Annotated in this window: 16 protein-coding genes; 4 read left to right on the top strand and 12 right to left on the bottom strand. The window is 63.8% G+C overall.

Annotated features, from left to right (window positions below; genetic code table 11):
- Window positions 1–160: 160 nt before the first annotated feature.
- The 4 genes from IF10I1_RS08400 to IF10I1_RS08385 all read right to left on the bottom strand — a co-directional run bounded on the left by IF10I1_RS08400 (window position 161) and on the right by IF10I1_RS08385 (window position 4,778).
- Window positions 161–1,135: a TerC family protein gene (locus tag IF10I1_RS08400; RefSeq protein ID WP_186391867.1), complete on the bottom strand. Its 975-nt coding sequence runs from the start codon at window positions 1,133–1,135 to the stop codon at window positions 161–163.
- Window positions 1,136–1,363: 228 nt separating this feature from the next.
- On the bottom strand, window positions 1,364–3,301 hold the full coding sequence (locus IF10I1_RS08395; RefSeq protein ID WP_186424442.1) for an adenylate/guanylate cyclase domain-containing protein: 1,938 nt from the start codon (window positions 3,299–3,301) through the stop codon (window positions 1,364–1,366).
- A gap of 24 nt (window positions 3,302–3,325) precedes the next feature.
- Window positions 3,326–4,057 carry a hypothetical protein gene (locus IF10I1_RS08390; RefSeq protein WP_208977165.1) on the bottom strand — a complete coding sequence of 244 codons (732 nt, stop codon included), beginning with the start codon at window positions 4,055–4,057 and terminating at the stop codon, window positions 3,326–3,328.
- A gap of 319 nt (window positions 4,058–4,376) precedes the next feature.
- The gene (locus IF10I1_RS08385; protein ID WP_164477578.1) at window positions 4,377–4,778 is read right to left on the bottom strand and encodes an SH3 domain-containing protein; all 402 of its coding nucleotides are present in this window, start codon (window positions 4,776–4,778) and stop codon (window positions 4,377–4,379) included.
- A gap of 200 nt (window positions 4,779–4,978) precedes the next feature.
- On the opposite strand from IF10I1_RS08385, the gene rarD reads away from it, so the two are divergent.
- Together rarD and IF10I1_RS08375 are read left to right on the top strand one after the other, a co-directional pair.
- Window positions 4,979–5,890, top strand: coding sequence for an EamA family transporter RarD (gene rarD, locus IF10I1_RS08380; RefSeq protein ID WP_122520301.1), 912 nt, complete (start codon window positions 4,979–4,981; stop codon window positions 5,888–5,890).
- A gap of 27 nt (window positions 5,891–5,917) precedes the next feature.
- A complete protein-coding gene (locus IF10I1_RS08375) occupies window positions 5,918–6,247 on the top strand; it encodes a DHCW motif cupin fold protein (RefSeq protein WP_186391869.1) in 330 nt (109 codons plus the stop codon).
- Here IF10I1_RS08375 and IF10I1_RS08370 read toward each other — a convergent pair whose 3' ends face one another.
- The 8 genes from IF10I1_RS08370 to IF10I1_RS08335 form a co-directional block, all read right to left on the bottom strand.
- The gene (locus tag IF10I1_RS08370) at window positions 6,248–8,071 is read right to left on the bottom strand and encodes an ABC transporter ATP-binding protein (RefSeq protein WP_244284640.1); all 1,824 of its coding nucleotides are present in this window, start codon (window positions 8,069–8,071) and stop codon (window positions 6,248–6,250) included.
- Window positions 8,068–8,826, bottom strand: a complete 759-nt coding sequence (locus tag IF10I1_RS08365) for a DUF1028 domain-containing protein (protein WP_186391870.1) — start codon at window positions 8,824–8,826, stop codon at window positions 8,068–8,070. The genes IF10I1_RS08370 and IF10I1_RS08365 overlap by 4 nt, the downstream gene beginning before the upstream one ends.
- 3 nt (window positions 8,827–8,829) lie before the next feature.
- A complete protein-coding gene (locus tag IF10I1_RS08360; RefSeq protein ID WP_186391871.1) occupies window positions 8,830–10,614 on the bottom strand; it encodes a gamma-glutamyltransferase family protein in 1,785 nt (594 codons plus the stop codon).
- Window positions 10,615–10,636: 22 nt separating this feature from the next.
- The gene (locus IF10I1_RS08355; protein WP_186391872.1) at window positions 10,637–11,506 is read right to left on the bottom strand and encodes an ABC transporter permease; all 870 of its coding nucleotides are present in this window, start codon (window positions 11,504–11,506) and stop codon (window positions 10,637–10,639) included.
- Window positions 11,503–12,450: an ABC transporter permease gene (locus IF10I1_RS08350; protein WP_186391873.1), complete on the bottom strand. Its 948-nt coding sequence runs from the start codon at window positions 12,448–12,450 to the stop codon at window positions 11,503–11,505. Before IF10I1_RS08350 ends, IF10I1_RS08355 begins: the two co-directional genes overlap by 4 nt.
- Before the next feature lie 102 nt (window positions 12,451–12,552).
- Window positions 12,553–14,064, bottom strand: a complete 1,512-nt coding sequence (locus tag IF10I1_RS08345) for an ABC transporter substrate-binding protein (protein ID WP_186424441.1) — start codon at window positions 14,062–14,064, stop codon at window positions 12,553–12,555.
- A gap of 160 nt (window positions 14,065–14,224) precedes the next feature.
- The gene (locus tag IF10I1_RS08340; protein WP_186424440.1) at window positions 14,225–14,968 is read right to left on the bottom strand and encodes a FadR/GntR family transcriptional regulator; all 744 of its coding nucleotides are present in this window, start codon (window positions 14,966–14,968) and stop codon (window positions 14,225–14,227) included.
- Between the two features lie 242 nt (window positions 14,969–15,210).
- A complete protein-coding gene (locus IF10I1_RS08335) occupies window positions 15,211–15,909 on the bottom strand; it encodes an aspartate/glutamate racemase family protein (RefSeq protein WP_244293697.1) in 699 nt (232 codons plus the stop codon).
- A 117-nt stretch (window positions 15,910–16,026) separates the two neighbouring features.
- On the opposite strand from IF10I1_RS08335, the gene IF10I1_RS08330 reads away from it, so the two are divergent.
- Window positions 16,027–16,638 (top strand): pyridoxamine 5'-phosphate oxidase family protein, encoded by a 612-nt coding sequence (locus IF10I1_RS08330; RefSeq protein WP_186424439.1) that lies wholly within the window; start codon window positions 16,027–16,029, stop codon window positions 16,636–16,638.
- A 278-nt stretch (window positions 16,639–16,916) separates the two neighbouring features.
- The gene (locus tag IF10I1_RS08325; protein WP_186424438.1) at window positions 16,917–18,962 is read left to right on the top strand and encodes a M3 family metallopeptidase; all 2,046 of its coding nucleotides are present in this window, start codon (window positions 16,917–16,919) and stop codon (window positions 18,960–18,962) included.
- The last annotated feature ends 175 nt before the right edge of the window (window positions 18,963–19,137 follow it).

The raw sequence follows: 19,137 nt of genomic DNA, 5'->3' as shown, positions 1-19,137 counted from the left end.
CACATTTGGGGTGGATCTCATATGGGTCTCCAATGAGCCTGAGGCACAGAAAGACCCGGCATCAGGAGCCATGCGGCCAGCCCCGCAACCGGCCTGCCCAAGCAAAAATCCCGCCGGCAGCGCCAATCTGCCGGCGGGACATATCTGGAAAATCCGGGCCTTAACGGCTCTCCGCTCTGCCCGTCTTCCAGAGCGAGAAGAAGGTTCCAGCGCCCAGGATCGCGAAGGTGATCCCGAGCGACCATTCCGGCGGGAACTTCTGCCAGCCCATGAACTTGGCAATGAAGATCTTCGAGCCGATGAAGACCAGCAGCATCGACAGCGCATATTTGAGATAGGCAAAGCGGTGCAGGATGGCAGCCAGCGCGAAATAGAGCGCACGCAGGCCGAGGATGGCGAAGATGTTGGAGGTGTAGACCACATAAGGATCGGTGGTGATGGTGAAGACAGCCGGAACCGAATCCACCGCAAACACCACATCGGCGATCTCGATCACGATCAGCGCCAGCAGCAGCGGCGTGACGAAACGCTTCAGGCGGCCCGTTTCCGGGTCCTTCTGCTTCACGATGAAGCTGTGGCCGTGGATCTCGTCCGTCACCGGCAGCCGCCGCTTCAGGAAGCGGATCAGCGCGTTTTCCTCGATCTTGTGCTCCTCGTCGCCGGCAAACAGCATCTTGATGCCGGTGAAGATCAGGAAGGCGGCGAAGAGATACAGCACCCAGTGATATTGCTCGACGATGGTGGCACCAAGGCCGATCATGATGCCGCGCAGCAAGATCACGCCCAGAATGCCCCAGAACAGCACCCGGTGCTGATAGATGCGCGGGATGGCGAAGAAGCCGAAGATGAGCGCGATGACGAAGATGTTGTCCATCGCCAGCGTCTTTTCGACCACGAAGGCGGTCAGATACTGCGCGGTCGCCTCCCCGCCCATCTGCCAGAAGATGAAGCTGGAGAAGGCGAGGCCGAGAATGATGTACATGGCCGAAAGCTTGAGACTTTCGGCAACCCCGATCTCGTGGTCGTCCTTGTGCAGGACACCAAGGTCGAACACCAGCAGCGCAATGACCAGAGACAGGAAGACCAGCCACATCCACAGCGGCTTGTCGAGAAACAGCAGAAACAGGATATCCAAGATTTGCCTCACTCGCGTGACGGCGCCGTGTCATGACACGTGATTGTCCGCGAGGCGGCAGTCCGGGCATGGCATCAAGCGCACTTGATGCGGTCCGACATCACGAGGCGCCTGCTCTTGGAGTTCAGTGCGCATCGCCAGAGGGGCCCGGCCCGCTGCGCGATAGATAACAGGGAATTGAAGAAATGCAAGCCTCAGGCACACCGCCGGGCGCCCTGCATGATGGCCTCAGATGGCTGCACTGCGGATGCCGGTTTCCGGCAGGTCCGGGTCTTCATCGCTCAGAAGCAGGCGCGGCCCGCTCTCTTCCATGAAGAGTGCGGCATCGTCGAGGGTCAGCACTTCCGTCTCGACGGAGAGGCCGCGCAAGGTGCCTTTCCAGAGCGGCAGCAGCGCAGGGGCATTGAGGCCTTCCGCCACCGAGCCACTGAAGGCAAGGCGCACGGCGGCTTCCTTGGCAATGGTCTCGATGCGGCTGGCGGTGTTGACGGTGGTGCCCATGACGGTGAAGGAACGGCGCGTCTCACCGCCGATATCGCCCACCAGTGCGGGGCCTGCGTTGATCGCGATGCGCAGATCCAGTCCGGGCTGACCGGTGCGGCGGCGCAGCTCAGGCAGCATGGCAACCACCGCAAGGGCGCAATCCACCGCGTGCTGCTCAGGCGCCTCCACGTCATTCGGCGCGTTCCAGATCGCCATCACGGCGTCACCGATATATTTGTCGATATAGCCTTCGAAGCGGGTGATCTCACCGCCGATGGCCTCGAAACAGGTGTTCACCACCTTCACCACCTCACGGTCGGGCAGCTGTTCCGACATGCGGGTGAAGCCGACGATGTCGATGAAGGCGACGACCACGCGGCGGGTTTCGCCGCCCAGATCCGACAGGCGCTCCTGCTCGGCCATGGTCTTGATCACCTGCGGCGACAGATAATGGCCAAAGAGGCGCACCAGCTCACGCTCGCGGCGCTTGAGCACGGCAACTTGCGCCACACCGGCCACCATCAGCGCGATGAAGCCTGCAAAGGGCGCAGCGCCGGCGGGCAGGACACTGCCGCCCATCAATGCCGCAAAGGCAATGGCAAGGCCGCCGCCGATGAGCCCGGCTGCCACGAAAGGCAGGCTCGGCAGCGGCAGGTTCAACCCGGCGAGTGCACCGGCAAGCGCAAAGGCGATGATCAGCCCCGCAACGGCTGCCAAAGGCGCATCCGTGGCAAAGCGGCCGGTCAGCGGCGCGCCGACCAGGTCAGCCAGAATGAAGACGCCGGACGTCGCGCTTCGCACCGGCGGGCGGCCCATCGCCCCCTCGATCGCGCCCGGAACGCCTTCCCGCGGCAGATAGCGGTCGAGGTACAGATGCTCGTCCTCATTCGGCAAGGTGCTGCCGAAGAGAATGGCGCGGCCATCGGCAAATTCATGCAGCTTCGCCCGGCCCTCTTCGCTGTCCATCATGTCGAGCACATCGACCAGCGACAGGTAAGGCACGGTCGAGGCCAGCCGGGCACCGGGAAGCGGCATGTAGGGCTCGGCGACACTCGCGCCCATCAGCGAGAGCATGGCGTCCACAAAGGCAGGCGAGTTCTCCAGCGGCACCGCCGGTCTGTGGCGGCGCACCACTCCGTCGTTGCTGGTGAAAATCTCGGTGGAGCGCACCCCCTCATTGCCGGCCGTTGCCGAAATGGACCGGTGCGGCACCCCGGTCGAGGTGCGCGCGACGACGACACGGCCCCGGTTCTGATACAGGAACTGCAGGAACTGGCGGTCATAGCCGCGCAGCCGCGCCTCACCTGTCTGCGGGTCCGCAAAGGAATCGGCGCTGAAGGCGAAAACGAAATCGAGGCCGATGGCTTTTGCCCCCGCCTCGAACAATCCGGACCCCGCCTCGGCAAAGGCCTGGGACATGAACACCCGCGGGATCGCCTCAAGCCGTTTGGACGTCAGCGCCGCCTGGTCAAGGCCAACGACAGCCACCGGAAACCGGTCCTGCGGCAGGGGTTCGGCAGCCGCGCGCAGTTGCAGCAGCCGGTCCGTCATCCAGCCTTCCCAGATCGCATGGATCGAGGCAAAGCCGGACACAATACCAAGCACGGCCGCGATGAGCACCATCGCGGCCTTCAGCCTGATACGTTCTGTTGCGGCGGTCTGTGCCCGCCCGGACCCGGTCATTTAACGAGGATCACCCGGCTCAGTTCATTTCACCACGACAACAGCAGTATCGCGGCCAACGCCCGAGGGGTCGAGCGTAAACTGACGCACTTCAGCGTCCCCTGCGCCTTCCTTCGGCTTGAACATCAGCTCAACCGGCACGGAATTGCGCACGGTGCCGCCTGCCATGGCCGCAGCCGCATCTTCCGGCGTCGTCAACGGCATTTCCGACAGGGCGGTGTCGTCGAGCTTGTATTCCTTCGGCTCACCGCCATCGACGGAGATCATGACGCTGTCATAGCGCTCCTTCAGATCATCGCCGAAGCGCAGCATCAGGGACGCAGCCACCTTGTTTTCCGGACGCACGCTGCGCAGGGTCGTGGCAAGCCCCTTGCTGGCGTCGGTATCGGCGTTGGTTGTCTGCTGCTGCAGGCAGTTGCCCGGACGCAGTTCCGTCTCCTGGCCTTCGGCCACTTCGAGCCCCGAGCTGACGGCCGTCACCGTTCCGCCCGTCACCCGCACCTCGCGGCAGGAGGTGTAGTCGAGCAGATCGACATAGCCTTCGCTGCCCAGCGCCACGGCATCTCCGGGGAAAAGTTCGGTAAAGGCAGACGCCTGAACGCCTTCCGAGCGGTCCAGCACCATGGCGACCGGATCCGCGGCGAAGGCAGAAACGCTGCCGAGAAGGGACAGCCCCAGACCCAGCGCCAGCCCTCGCGCCGCGCTGTGCGGCGCAAGCGAGCGGCTGTTTGAGGGGGCCTTTGTCTTGAGTGCCATTCCAGTGCTCCTTTCACATGCCGTCCCAGCCGGGAAACAGGCATGACGAATCTCCATTTGCAGATACATGATTTAGAGAAGAATGCGTCCGGAACTGTGGCAGAAGTCACAGCTTATGTGGTTTCTTTTGGGTGTTTTCGGACACCGTTTGCCACAGCTGTTGCCACGGCTGGGAAAGCCCTGAGCCAGGCGAGCCCACCAGCAGGCTCCGGTCAGCATTAAGGTCCGCAGACAGAGCCACGGACCTTATGGTGTATTGTCTCTCCACCTGTGCAGGAGAACTGCACATTCGATGGAATGTCACCACCTCAGCAACTGCTTACCAGGACCGCTCCCAGTGATAATGCCGCGGCCTGTCGCGGTAGTGGTGCGGCGGACGGTAATGCGGTGGACGGTAGCGGGGGGGCGGTGCCGGACGATAATAGGGCGGCGGCACGACGACCACCGGCGGCGGCACGGGCTGATAGTATCCACCGCCTGCGGGCGCCAGATAACGGGCACTCACGAAGCCCCGGTAGCCGGCATAGAACACCTGACACCAGCTGCTGCAGGCTCCTGCCTCGACCACAGCGCCGCGGGGAATGACCAGCAGCGGGGCATAGCCCGTGCCGGGCCCGGAGCGCATGTTCAGGTCAGCCGTTGCCTGCGCTGTCCAGGCATTGGCAGCGCCAGCGCCAAGCAGCCCAAGGGCAAGGGCGATCGAAAAAGCAATCTTACGCATCCGCGAAACCTCTCGAACCGTCAATGGCCCACGCATTTGATCTTACACCATGCCATTTCAGCAAAGCACGGAAAAACCGGCAGCAAGATGGCGTCCTCCGTCAGCCATGAACATGATTGATGCAGACACAAGTGGAATGAATTGGAACCGGGAATGGTTCCGTCCTATGGAAGGAGCCCAACAAGACAAGGTCAGGCCCCATGGCGATGGACACGCCCCCCGTTCCGCAGCAGACCGGCGACACCCCCAAGGGTTTTGCCTATGCCCTCACCGCTTACGGCCTCTGGGGCCTGCTGCCGATCTATCTGAAGGCACTGGGGCATATCTCGCCTTTCGAGGTGCTGGCCCACCGGGTGGTCTGGTCCGTCCCCTGCGCCGCCCTGATCCTGCTGGCAACGCGGCGCATCGGAGATCTGAAAGCGGCCGTGCGCTCACCCCGCACCATGGGCATGGCCGCACTCACCGCCAGCCTCATCACCGTCAACTGGTGCACCTATGTCTATGCGGTCGGCTCAGGACAGGCGATTGAGGGTGCCCTCGGCTATTTCATCAACCCGCTTTTCAGCATTTTGCTGGGCGCCATCGTCCTCAAGGAAAAGCTGTCGCGCACGCAGATCGCCGCCATCGCACTTGTCGCCGTGGCCGTCGGCATCCTGACATGGGATGCGGGGCGGCTGCCGTGGATTTCGCTGACGCTGACCGTCAGCTGGGGCTTCTATGCCTTCCTGCGCAAGACGCTGCCGGTGGGGCCCAATCAGGGCTTCTTCCTGGAGGTGGCGCTGCTGAGCATTCCCGCCGTGCCCTTCGTCCTCTGGCTGGAAAGCTCCGGCACCGGCCACTTCACCCATGGCACCCAGCTGGACACCTGGCTTCTCGCCTCGGCCGGGATCGCCACGGCCATTCCGCTGATGATCTACGCCAATGCAGCCAAGCTGCTGCGGCTTTCGACCATTGCCGTGATGCAATACATCACGCCGACGATCATCTTCCTCATCGCCGTCTTCGTGTTCCGCGAGCCGATGAACCCGGTGAAGCTCTCCGCCTTCGTGCTGATCTGGTCGGCGCTGGCGCTCTACAGCTATTCGATGCTGCGGGCCTACCGGGCGCGCTGACACGTCCAGAATGACAAGGGCAGTACCATGCATATGAACGGCATTCCCTTCGGCACCACGGACTGGGATGCCGTGGAGCGGACGGAACACAAGGGCGAGACCGGCGCCGCCTTCTGGCGCACGCGCCACTTCGGCGGCATCCGGGTGCGCATGGTGGAATACACCCCCGGCTATCTCGCCGACCACTGTTGCACCAAGGGCCATATCCTCCTGTGCCTTGAGGGCGAACTGCTGACCGAGCTGGAGGATGGCCGCACCTTTCTGCTCAATCCGGGCATGAGCTATCAGGTGGCCGACAACGCCGAACCGCACCGCTCCTCCACCACCACCGGGGCGAAGCTCTTCATCGTCGACTGATCAAGCCACCTGCACCAGATGGCCGTCTGAAACCTCCCGGTACTCCCGCACCGGCGGCTGGTAGCCATTGGCGCGCACGGGGCTCCGCAGTTCATCGGCGGCAATGCCGCGGCGAATGCCCCGGCGGGCCGGATCGGGCACCGGCACGGCCGCCATCAGCTTCTTCGTGTAGGGATGCTGCGGGTTCTCAAAGACGGCAGCGCGCGGACCGATCTCGACGATCTCGCCGAGATACATCACGGCCACCCGGTGGCTGACACGCTCCACGACGGCCATGTCATGGCTGATGAAGAGAAAGGCCAGATCCAGGCTTTCCTGAAGGTCCATCAGCAGGTTGCAGACCTGCGCCTTGATTGACACATCGAGAGCCGACACGCTTTCGTCCGCAACGATCACCTTCGGGTCCAGTGACAGCGCCCGTGCGATGGCGATACGCTGACGCTGGCCGCCCGAGAATTCATGCGGATAGCGGTTCTTCATGGATGCTGACAACCCCACCCGCTCCAGCAGATAGTCCGTCTTTTCAGCCGCTTGCCGGACGCCGCCAAGCTTGTGTTTGAGGAAAGGCTCCGCAACAGCCTGGCCAACCGTCATACGGGGATTGAGGCTGGAGAACGGATCCTGAAAGATCATCTGCACGCTCTTGCGCATCCGCTGGAGCTCCGCGGCCCCCAGTTCCCGGACGTTAAAACCATCGAGCTGGATCTCTCCGGACGACGGTTCGATCAGCCGCATGACCGAACGGCCCGTGGTAGACTTGCCGCAGCCTGATTCCCCCACGAGGGCAAGCGTTTCCCCCTGCCGCAGATCGAAGGAGATATTCTCCACCGCATGCACGGCGCCGGTCTGCCGGTTGAAGAGACCGGAACGCACCGGGAAGCGGGTGACGAGGTTTCTCACCTGCAGCACGGGCTGGCTGTGCCCGGGAAGCGCTGCGGGAGCAGGAGGTGCGGTGATGACGCCGGTGGCCGTGTCCACCACCGGGAACCGCAAGGGCGCCGCCTCGCCTTCCATGGAACCGAGCCTCGGCACGGCGGACAGAAGCGCACGGGTGTAGGGATGCTGGCCGCGATGGAAGATATCCGCAGTCGGGCCAGTCTCCACCGCATCGCCCCGGAACATCACCACGGTGCGGTCAGCGATCTCGGCCACCACGCCCATGTCATGGGTGATGAAGAGAACCGCCATGCCCTCCTCGTCCTGCAACTCCTTGATCAGATCAAGGATCTGCCCCTGGATCGTCACGTCGAGCGCAGTCGTCGGCTCATCGGCGATCAGCAGCTTCGGACGGGAGGCAAGCGCCATGGCGATCATCACACGCTGGCGCATGCCGCCGGAAAACTGGTGCGGATATTCATCGAAACGGCTGGCGGCATTGGGGATACGCACGCGCTCCAGCATGCGGATCGTCTCGGCACGGGCTGCGGACTTGGTCATGCCCTTGTGCCGCGTCAGCACCTCGGAGATCTGGCGGCCGATGGTGAAGATCGGATTGAGCGAGGTCATCGGCTCCTGAAAGATCATCGAGACCTCGTTGCCGCGCACGCCACGCATCGCCTTTTCGGACAGATCAAGAAGGTTGCGGCCATTCAGCACCACCTCCCCTTCGATCCGGCTGGACTTCGGCGCCAGCAGCCGCATGACCGACAGGGATGTGACGCTCTTGCCCGATCCGCTCTCCCCGACGATGGCCAGCGTCTCTCCGGCTGAGACATCGAAGGACACATTGCGCACCACCGGCCTCCAGCCGCCATCCGTGCGGAAGGCGGTGGTCAGGTTGCGGACGGAGAGAACGGGCTGGCTGGTCAGGTCAGGATTGGTCATGACGGTGTCCACGGCGTCGCGAAGGAAGAAGAAGCACGTCCGGCCGCCTGCCGTTCGGCTTCGAGGCTTGCGATTTTCCGGTCGATTTCGGTCCGGTCGATGAGGCCATGCGGGTTTTCCCGCGTCGGCATGGTCTCGGCCACATGCAGGTAACGCTCCTGCGCCACCCGGTAGAGCCGCCAGAGTTCCGGCAGCGGCTCAGCGTGGTCATCGGCGCGGATGCTGAGCCAGGCGTGATCCTGATCGCGGTAGATGACGAGAGCGGCAGACTGCCGGCCGCGCTTGTCGCCGCCTGCCGCTTCTCCTGCATCCATCGCACCCAGCAGCCGCTCGGCAAAGGGAGCGGCTGACAGGTCCCTGTAGGCGGCAAGGGTCCGCTCCAGCACCTGCGGACCGGCGAGCATGTTACCAGCCACGGACACGTTGTCCTCGAGGAGATGCCCGGCCCAGTCGACGCATTTCTTGCCGGTGAAGACCGCATTGCGGCCCTGAGCGTCGATCAGATGCATCTGGCGCTGTTCGGCGCCGTCATCGCGTCCCGTCAGAAACTCGATGATCTCCTGCGGGCTCTTGCCTTCACCAAGCATCGCCAGGCCATCTGTCCCGTAAAGCGGGCTGACGAAGGCCTGCGTGGCAACGGCCCCTACCCCGCCGCGCATGTAGGGGACGGCGTTGCCGACCGCAAAGAAGCGGCTGGCAACGGCAATGCCGAGGTGGCCGGTTTCAGGATCACGGGCAACGATGGACCAGGTCATGGCTCAGCGCCCCACCGCATAGGCCTGCATCAGGCGCGGCGTTGCCGCCGCCCGCAGCAGGCCATCGGCATCGCGGCGCGCAGCCGTCAGCCGCCCGACCGACCAGCTGTCAGCAACGGTCACCTGATGCCCGCGCCGGCGCAGCTCTGCAATTGCCGCCTCGCCGAAGCTCTCCTCCACCATGATGTGGCCGGGCTCGGACGTGCGCGGATAGAAGGAGCCGGGGAAATGGGTGGAGTGGAACAGCGGCGCATCGATGGCCGCCTGCAGGTTCTTCGTGTGATGGGCATAGCGCAGGAAGAACGGCAGCTGCCACTGATCCTGCTGGTCGCCGCCGGGCGTTCCGAAGGCCAGCGTCGGCCGCCCCTGATAGAGTGCAATGGATGGCGTCAGTGTCGTGCGCGGGCGCTTTCCAGGAGCAAGGGAGGTGGGCAGCCCTTCCTTCAGCCAGAACATCTGCGCGCGCGAATTGAGCGCAAAGCCAAGCCCCGGAACCAGCGGCGATGACTGCAGCCAGCCGCCGGAGGGGGTCACCGCCACCATGTTGCCCCAGCGGTCGATCACATCGATATGGACCGTATCGCCCTTCTTCTCGGTCAGATGCGCCATGGTCGGCTCATAGACCGCGCCCCGGCCGGAGAACTCGGCCAGCATGGCCATGGTCGCATCGCGCTGCTGCTCGTAGCCGGGCACGGTTCCGGGGCGCAGGTCGAACGAGGCCTCAGGCCCGATCAGCTTGCGCCGCTCGCTGTTGTAGCCTTCTGAAAGCAGGAACTCCGCCGGGATTTCCCCGAATTTCGGATCGCCGTAATAGACCTCGCGGTCCGCATACGCGAGCTTCATCGCCTCGACCACATGGTGGACGAAATCGGGACCGGCCGGCTCCATCGCGGCAATGTCAAAGCCCTTGAGCAGCGCCAGCGACTGCAGCAGCACCGGCCCCTGCCCCCAGGCCTGCGTCTTGGCGACGGTCCAGTCGTGGTAATCAAAGGTCTGCGGCGCCTCGATGGTGGCGCTCCAGTTCGCCATGTCGTCAGCCGTCAGCACGCCCTTGTGCTTCTGACCGCTCGCATCCATCACCTCTGCCGTCTTCAGATAGTTGCCGATGGCCTCGGCGACGAAGCCCCGGTAGAAGGCATCACGTGCGGCCTCCACCTGCTCTTCGCGGCCGGTCTTTGCTTCCGCTTCCGCAATGATGCGCTTCCAGGTTTCCGCCAGAACCGGATTGCGGAAGTTGGCATGCGGCTCGGGTGCCGCGCCGCCGGGCAGCCAGGTCTCGTATGAGGTCGGCCATTCCTTCTCGAAGAAATCACCCAGCCCCTTGATGGTCGCCGATACGCGCGGCAGCATCGGATGACCGTGCTCGGCGTAGTAGATGGCAGGCTCCAGCACCTCGCGCAGGGACAGGGTGCCATAGTCGCGCAGCATCAGCATCCAGCCATCAAAGGCACCGGGAATGACGGTGGACAGCAGCCCGTCACCGGGGATCAGCTTCAGCCCTTCGCTGGTGTAATGCGCGATGGTGGCACCTGCCGGGGCTGGCCCTTGCGCGCAGATCACCTCCACCTTGTCCGTCTTCTTTGAATAGATGACCGCCGGCATGTCGCCGCCGGGCCCGCACAGATGCGGCTCGACGATCTGCAGGACAAAACCTGCTGCAACCGCCGCATCAAAGGCATTGCCGCCCTTTTCCAGAATGCTCATGCCGACCGCAGAGGCGATCCAGTGGGTCGAGGTGACAACACCGAAGGTGCCGAGGATTTCCGGCCGTGTGGTGAACTCAGTCAATGTCTCTGCCTTCTTCTGCAAATCAGTGTTCGCGCGGGTCCAGCGCATCGCGCAGGCCATCGCCAAGGAGGTTGAAGCCGATCACCACAAGGAAGATCGCGGCACCCGGCCACATGGCCATCCAGGGTGCCTGTGAGAGGAAATTCTTCGCCACATTCAGCATGGAGCCCCAGCTGGCCGCCGGAGGCTGCTGCCCGAGACCGAGGAACGAGAGGCTCGCCTCGGCAATGATGGCGGTGGCAACGGTCAGCGTCGCCTGAACGATGATCGGCGCTGTAACATTGGGCAGGATGTAGCGGAGCATGATGTCCATGTGGCCAAGGCCGACAGACCGGGCGCCTTCCACATAGTCTTCCTGCTTCACCGCCAGCACCTGCCCCCGTGTCAGCCGGACGAAAATGGGCATGGCCGACAGACCAATCGCAATCATCGCATTGGTGAGGCTCGGGCTGAGGAAGGCCGCAAGGGCGATGGCCATGATCAGGAACGGCAGCGCCAGCAGCGCCTCGGTGACGCGCGAGATGACGAGATCCACCCAGCCGCCGAAATAGCCGGCCAGAATGCCGAGAGGCACCCCGATGCCGACGGCAATCAGCACCGAAAAGACACCGGCCATCAGCGAGGCTCTTGCCCCCCAGATCATCCGCGACAGGATATCCCGGCCCAGATCATCCGTGCCGAGCCAATGGGCCGCCGAAGGGGCCTTGCGGATCGCCGACCAGCTGGTGGCCACCGGATCGGCGATGGGCAGCAGCGGCGCAAGAAGGGCAAGCCCCGAAAAGAAGGAGATGATGATGAGCCCGGTCAGCGCGCTGCGGCTTGCGCGCAGCTTCTTCCAGGAGCGGCTGCCTTCGGGCCTTGCCGCCACGGACGATTGTTCGATCGCGGTCATAGGCTTGCCCTCAGCCGTGGATTGAGAAGGACGTAGAGAACATCGGCAACAAGGTTCATTGCGATGAAGCCAACCGCCGTGCACATGACGACGCCCTGCACCACCGCATAGTCCCGGTTGAAGACGGCATCGACGATCAGCTTGCCGAAGCCCGGAATGGTGAAGATCTGTTCCGTCAGAACGGCTCCGGCCAGCAGCTCGCCGAACAGCAGCGCGCTCAGCGTGACGACCGGCAGCAGCGCATTGCGGAAGGAATGCGACAGCACCACTTCGCGCGGCGACAGCCCCTTGGCCCGCGCCGTCCGGATGTAATCCTGCGACAGGACGCCGAGCATGGCCGAGCGGGTGTGCCGCATCAGCGTCGCCGCCAGCGCGGTGCCCAGCACGAAGGCCGGCATGATCATCGTCTGCAGCGACCGGACGGGGTCCACGAAGATCGATTCAAAGCCCGAGGCCGGCAGCCAGCCGAGATTCACCGACACCAGCAGGATAAGCATGATGCCGAGCCAGAAATTGGGCACCGACAGGCCCGAGAGGGCTATGATGCTGGCGATATAGTCGATGGCCGTGTTCTTCTTCACCGCCGCCAGGATGCCCATCGGCACGCCGATCAGGAAGGCAAAGATCATCGACATGACGGCAAGCTGAATGGTGACCGGCAGCTTCTGGGCGATGAGTTCGGTCACCGGCTGATTGGTGCGCAGGGATACACCGAGATCCCCGGTCATGACGCCGCCAAGCCAGGTCAGATACTGGACCGGCAGCGGATCATTGAGGCGGTATTTCTCCCGCAGCATTTCCAGAACCGCAGGATCACGCTCCTCCCCGGCCATCACGAGGACGGGATCGCCCGGCAGAAGCTTCTGCAGCGAGAAAACGAAGATGGAAATGATCAGCAGCGTCGGAATGGCGACCAGCAGACGCTTCGCAATATAGACAGGCATGAATGCCATCCTTCACGGCACAGGTGGGATGGGGAGCGCTGCGGAGGAGGCTCCGCAGCGCCGTGGACGCACAGAAACCAGCCCCGCAAGGGGGCGGTTCCGTCAGTCTTCCTTTTTCAGGCCAACAAGGCGGATCATGCCGTCCGGCGAGGCAACGAAGCCTGTGACATTCTTCTGCATCGCCCAGATCCAGGACTGGTGCCCGAGATAGATGATGGGCATATCGTCGTTGAGGATCACGCTCGCCGCATCATACTTTTCCTTGCGCACGGCATCATCCGTCGAGGCGCGCGCCTCGTTCAGAAGCCGGTCGACTTCCGGATTGCAGTACTTGGTGTCGTTGATGCCGCCATTGCAGGTGATGAACTGGTGGATGTTGCCATCCGGATCAACACGGCCCGACCAGTCCGAACGCGACAGCTGATAGTTTCCGCGCGTCTGCTCGTCGAGCAGCGTGGCAAACTCGGTCGACTTCAGGCTGACATCAAAGCCCGCCTCCGCCACCATCGACTGCACCACCTGCATCATCTGCTGGGCAACCGGATTGTTGGCGACCTGAAGCTCGATGGGTACGCGGTCGTATCCGGCTTCCTGCATCAGTTCCTTGGCCTTTTCCACATCACGGGCGGGAACGGGAAGCGCGGCATTGAACCACGGGCTGTTCGGCGGGAACGGCTGGTTGCCGCCAACGGCCGTGCCTTCATAGACGATCTGGTTCAGGGCATCGCGGTCGATGGACAGGGAGAACGCCTGACGCAGGCGCTTGTCCTTGCCGAAAGGATTGTCGGCGCGCGGGCCATTGGCGATATTCACATAAAGCGCCATGTAGCCGATGTTGACCACATCCGCATAGGTGAGCCTCGCATTCGCCTGCACTGCCGCAGCATCGGTGGGGGCAAGGCGCTCGATCATGTCCAGGTCAGCCGACTGCAGGTTGGCGAGCCGGACGGTGGAATCCGGGATCGGCAGATAGGTGACCTTGTCGATGAAGACATTGTCCTTGTTCCAGTAGTCCTGGAACTTCTCCAGCACGATCCGGTCCTGCTGGATGCGCTCGACAAACTTGAACGGCCCGGCGCAAACCGGACTGGAGCCAAAGTTGGCCCCAAGCTTTTCAGCTGCTGCCGGAGAGACGATCATGCCGGCCCGGTCCGAAAGCTGGGCCAGCAGCGTCACGTCGGGCTTCTTCAGGGTGAACACGACCTCCAGCGGCCCTGCTGCCTCGACCTTCTCGACCGAGGACAGCTCGCTCTTGCGGCGGGACTCGGGCAGCGTCATGTTGCGCTCGATGGTGGCCACCACGGCGGCGGCGTCCATGTCCGTGCCGTCATGGAACTTCACCCCCTCGCGCAGCTTCATCGTCAGGGCCATGCCGTCCTCCGACCAGGCCCATTCCGTTGCCAGCTGCGGGATGATCTTCAGATCCGGCGACACATCAACCAGCTTGTCGCACATGGCGGTGTAGACGATGCGGCCGACAAAAGTGCGCGACTGCGCCGGATCCAGCACATCGGCATCATCCTGCAGGCCGATCTTCAGCTCGGCGGCGGCAACGGGCAGCGCCGAAAGCGCCCCAAAGGCAAGCGCGGTCGTCAGGCGCAAAAGTCGGGTCATGCCATTCTCCTCTGTTCCATTGGTTCTGTTGGCTCACAAGGGACCGGCTTGTCTGCGCCGGCTTGTCCCGTCATCCGGGCGGTTTCCGCCCGGTGATTTCTGCTTGGGGCGGAGGCCGCCCGGTGATCTCTGCTGCGGGCGGTTTCCGCCCGGCGAAGTCTCAGGAGGCAATTGCCTCGTCAGCCGCGTCTGGCGCAGGCGTTTCGTGGTCGAGCGATGTCGCGCGGATGAGGCGCTCCTGCAGCATCAGGAGGTGCTGGCGCATCGCCTCTCCCGCTCTCGCCGGATCACGCGCGGCAATCGCTGCGATGATGTCCTCGTGCTGTGCATAGGCCATGCTGATACCGGAGCCTGTCCGGGCCCGCTCGCGGATGTTCTGCCAGGCCTCATCCTGCCGGACCTGGTTGATCACATCGAAAATGGTGAGGAACAGCCCGTTGCGCGCGCTCTGGGCGATCTGCCGGTGCAGGGCGCCGTCCCACAACTCGCGGGCATCTGCGTCATCACTCTCCTTGATGCGCCGGGCAAGATCACGCATGCGCGCCAGCTCCGCAGGCTTGGCCCGCAGTGCCGCCAGCTGCGCCAGTTGCGGTTCAATCCGCAGGCGCACCTCCATGATTTCCATGAAGTCGGTTCCCGCAACAATCGCATCAACCCCTTGCGCAAGGCCGCCGGGCCGTTGCCCCGCAAAAGTGCCCGCCCCCTGCCGGCGCCAGATTTCCCCTTCCGCCTCCAGCACTTCGAGGGCACGGCGGATGGCGCGCCGCCCGAGGCCGAGCTTCGCCGAAAGCGCCCGTTCGGTCGGCAGCTTTCCATCCGCACCGAAGTCACCTTCGCGCAGCATGTCGCGCAGCTTTTCCAGCGCGTAATTGGCATTGTCAGGATGTGGCACAGTCTGGACCATTGAACGAACCATTTTCAAGATTGGTTCATCCTGTTGGACGATGCGGCAGTCTGTCAAGCGGCAAAGCTAAGCAAATGGCACGCCCAAAGACTGTGCAAATGCCCATCATTTTCGCGGGTAATCTGGAGATGGTTTGACGCTTCGCCCCGGCGCGCGCGCCTCACCCCACAACGGCGAACGGTAACGGCAGACTCCGGAGACAGGAGAAAGCGCTGAACCAATGCAGAATCTGGTTCAGCGCTTCAGATCCGCGCGCAGGCCGCCTGATGCAGCCAGTGGCCGAGGGTGAGGATGTCGAAGACCGGCAGGCCAAAGCGCTGGCGCAGGGCTGACGAGAACGGCGGCAGGTTGGTGCATTCCAGCAAGAGCGCGCCGGTGGAGGGATGCTCCGCAATCAGCCGCGCCGCCACCGCCTCCAGCTCCGCCTGAAGTGTGGGTGCGTCATAGGCCGCCCCGCCCTCGATCAGAGCGCGAAACGCCCCACCCTGCGGCAGGCCCGCAACCGGCGTTGCCGGATCTGCGCCCACGCCAGCGAAATGCGCAGGACCAAGGGAGCCAGCATCATAGGTGATCACACCCACCGTTCGCCCCCTGGGCAGGAGACTGGCGATCACCGGGATCTGCAACAGGCTGGAGGTGGCCAGCGGCAGGGACAGACGGGCGGCCAGCACCGGCTGGCGCGCCGCCAGAAAGCCGCAGGAGGTGATGAGCGCCGCAGCACCCTGCTCACGCAACGCCTCTCCGGCGGCCACGAAAGCATCCAGCAGATCCGCATCATCCCCGCCCACCACCTTGCGCGCCGTTGCACCGCTGACGGTCTGGAACAGCACCGGAAACGGCCAGCTCGCCGCATTGCCCACATCGCCCGGCGGCCGCTCAAAGGCGGTGTCCAGCATGATGATGCCCAGCGGCGGCATTGCTTCTGCGGCGGCATGGTCCATGGTCTGCAACGGCTTTCCCCAGACTGAGAATGCGGCCCGCCACCAGAAAACCACTGGCAGGGCCGGGCGGATCAGGATTACCTGTATCCCGGCAAAGGCATCAGGGACACCGGCACGATGAGCATCATCACCAGCATTGACGATCTGGAAAAACTCTATGGCACTGCGGGGCCCGCCTCCACCGTCAAGGAAAGCCCGCGCATCACGCCGGAATACCGCCGCCTGATCGAAGCCGCGCCTTTCTGCGCGCTGGCCACCAGCGGGCCGGAGGGGCTGGACTGTTCGCCGCGCGGCGACAAGGGCTCCTGCGTCATCATCGAGAATGACACCACCCTGCTGATGCCCGACCGGCGCGGCAACAACCGGATCGATTCCTTGCGCAATGTGGTGCGCGATCCGCGCGTGGCACTGATGTTCCTCATTCCCGGCCATGGCAACGCCCTGCGCGTCAATGGCCGCGCCGTTGTCAGCATTGATGAGGCGCTGCTGACCCGGCTGGAAATGGAGGGAAAGCGGCCGCGTTCCGTTCTCGTCATTTCCATCGAAACCATCTACTTTCAATGCGCCCGCGCCATCATCCGCGCCGGATTGTGGGACGCCGCCGCCCATGTGGACTCCAGCACCCTGCCAACGCCGGGCCAGATCCTCGCCAGCCTGTCGGACGGCAGCGTCGGCGGCGAGGCCTATGACAAGGAATGGCCGGAACGCGCCCGCACGAGCATGTGGTGAAACAGCTGGCAACCCACGCCCACCCTCTCCTCCGTCATCCCGGCCAAGCGCAGCGCGAGCCGGGACCGGTGAGCCCGGGCGCTGCTTGCACCGCCCCAGCGCCAGAGCCGATATACCTTGGCTCACCGGCCCCGGATCTCCGCTCCGCTCCCGTCCGGGGTGACGATGGAGAGGGTTACGAAACACAAGGCCCCCTCCGAAACCGCCCGCATTTGGCATCTGGAAACTCTTGCCCCATATGAAGGCAGAACGCCTGCCGCCAACCATTGGAAAATCTCATGTCCGGAAACCCGCTCCTCACCGTCTGGTCCACCCCCTTTGGCCTGCCGCCCTTTGCTGACATCACCCCGGCGCATTTCCGCGAGGCCTTTGAAACGGCCATGCAGAGCGCACGCAAGGAGATCAACGCCATCGCAGATCAGGCAGAGGCGCCAAGCTTTTCCAATACGATCATTGCCCTTGAAACGGCTGGAGAGGACCTGTCCCGCGTTGCCCGCACCTTCTTCAACCTGACTGGCGCGCACACCAATGCCGAACTGCAGGACATCGAGCGCGACATGGCGCCGAAGCTCGCCAGGCACGGCTCCGACACCATGCTGAACCCGAAGCTGGCCGCCCGCGTGTTTGACCTTTGGGAGCGGCGCGACGACCTCGGCCTCAGTGCTGAGGAACTGCGGGTGCTGGAGCGCTACAAGCTGGGCTTCACCCGCTCGGGTGCGGGGCTGGACGAGACCGGCAAGGCCCGCATGGCCGAAATCGGCCAGGAGCTGGCGACCCTCGGCACCCGCTTTGCCCAGAACGTGCTGAAGGATGAATCCAGCTATCAGCTGGTGCTGGAAACGGAGGAAGACCGCGCCGGCCTGCCCGATTTCCTGCTTGCCGCAGCCGCTGCCGCCGCCCGCGACCGGGGGCTGGAGGGCAAGCATGTGATCACCCTCTCGCGCTCCTCCATCGAGCCGTTCCTGCAATTCTCCACCAACCGGGAAAAGCGCGAAGAGGCCTTCAAGGCCTGGGCCGCACGTGGCGAGACCGGCGGCGAGACCGACAACCGCGAAACCGTGGCCCGCACGCTGGCCCTGCGCGCCGAAAAGGCGCAGCTACTCGGCTATCCGCATTATGCCGCCTACAAGCTGGACGACTGCATGGCCAAGACGCCGGAGGCCGTGCGCGCCCTCCTGACCCGCGTGTGGGCGCCTGCCGTGGCGCAGGCCCGCACCGAGCGCGACAAGCTGGCGGAAGCCGCCCGCGCGGAGGGCAACAACGCCCCCATCGCCCCGTGGGACTGGCGCTACTATTCCGAAAAGGTGCGCAAGCGCGACCATGACCTCGATGAGGCGGAGCTGAAGCCCTATCTGCAGCTCGACAAGATGATCGAAGCCGCCTTCGACACCGCCACCCGCCTGTTCGGCCTCACCTTCGAGGAGAAGAAGGGCCTGCCGGTCTATCATCCGGATGTGCGCGTCTTCGAGGTGCTTGGCCGCGACGGCAAGCATGTGGGCCTCTTCCTCGGCGATTATTTCGCCCGCCCCTCCAAGCGCTCCGGCGCGTGGATGAGCGCCTTCCGCTCGCAGCACCGGGCGAAGGGTGAGGTCACTCCTATCATTGTCAATGTCATGAACTTCTCCAAGGGCGCCGATGGCGAGGCCGCTCTGCTGACCTTTGACGATGCCCGCACCCTCTTCCACGAATTCGGCCACGGGCTGCATGGCCTGCTGTCCAATGTCACCTATCCGTCCATCTCCGGCACGTCCGTGGCGCGGGACTTCGTGGAACTGCCCTCGCAGCTTTACGAGCACTGGCTGAGCCAGCCGGAGGTGCTGTCCCGCTTTGCCGTGCATTACAAGACCGGCGAGCCCATGCCCAAGGCGCTGCTCGACAAGGTGCTGGGCGCACGCAACTTCAATCAGGGCTTTGCCACGGTGGAATACACCGCCTGCGCCCTCCTCGACCTCAATCTCCACGAGATCGCGGACCCGGCGGGCATTGATGTCACGGCCTATGAAAAGACGGCGCTGGCGGAAATCGGCATGCCGGACGAGATCATCATGCGCCACCGCATCCCGCATTTCGCCCACGCCTTCTCGGGCGAAGGCTATTCCTCCGGCTATTACAGCTACATGTGGTCGGAAGTGATGGACGCGGACGCCTTCGGCGCCTTCGAGGAAACCGGCAACATCTTCGACCCCGCCACCGCCACCCGCCTCCACGACTTCATCTACTCCGCCGGCGGCCGCCAGGACCCCGAACAAGCCTACAAATCCTTCCGCGGCCGTGGCCCGGACATTGACGCGCTGCTGGAAAAGCGCGGGCTGAAGGCGGCGTAAGGGAGTGAGGAATTATGGGAATATGATGCCCCGGCCCGGGGGACTGGGCTGGGGTGCAAAATCTGTGTTGTATGGAAATTGTATTGCTGCCCTGAACAAAAAACTAGCTTTTGACGTTGCAGCTGCTTCTTCGAACCTGCACATTCTGCAGGATAAAATCGACAGATGGCCCATG

Origin of the sequence: Pannonibacter sp. I15F10I1, assembly GCF_900185665.1 — a bacterium.
GTDB lineage: Bacteria > Pseudomonadota > Alphaproteobacteria > Rhizobiales > Stappiaceae > Pannonibacter > Pannonibacter indicus.
The sequence above is the reverse complement of the archived record's forward strand: the minus strand, read 5'-3'. Positions and strand labels throughout refer to the sequence as shown.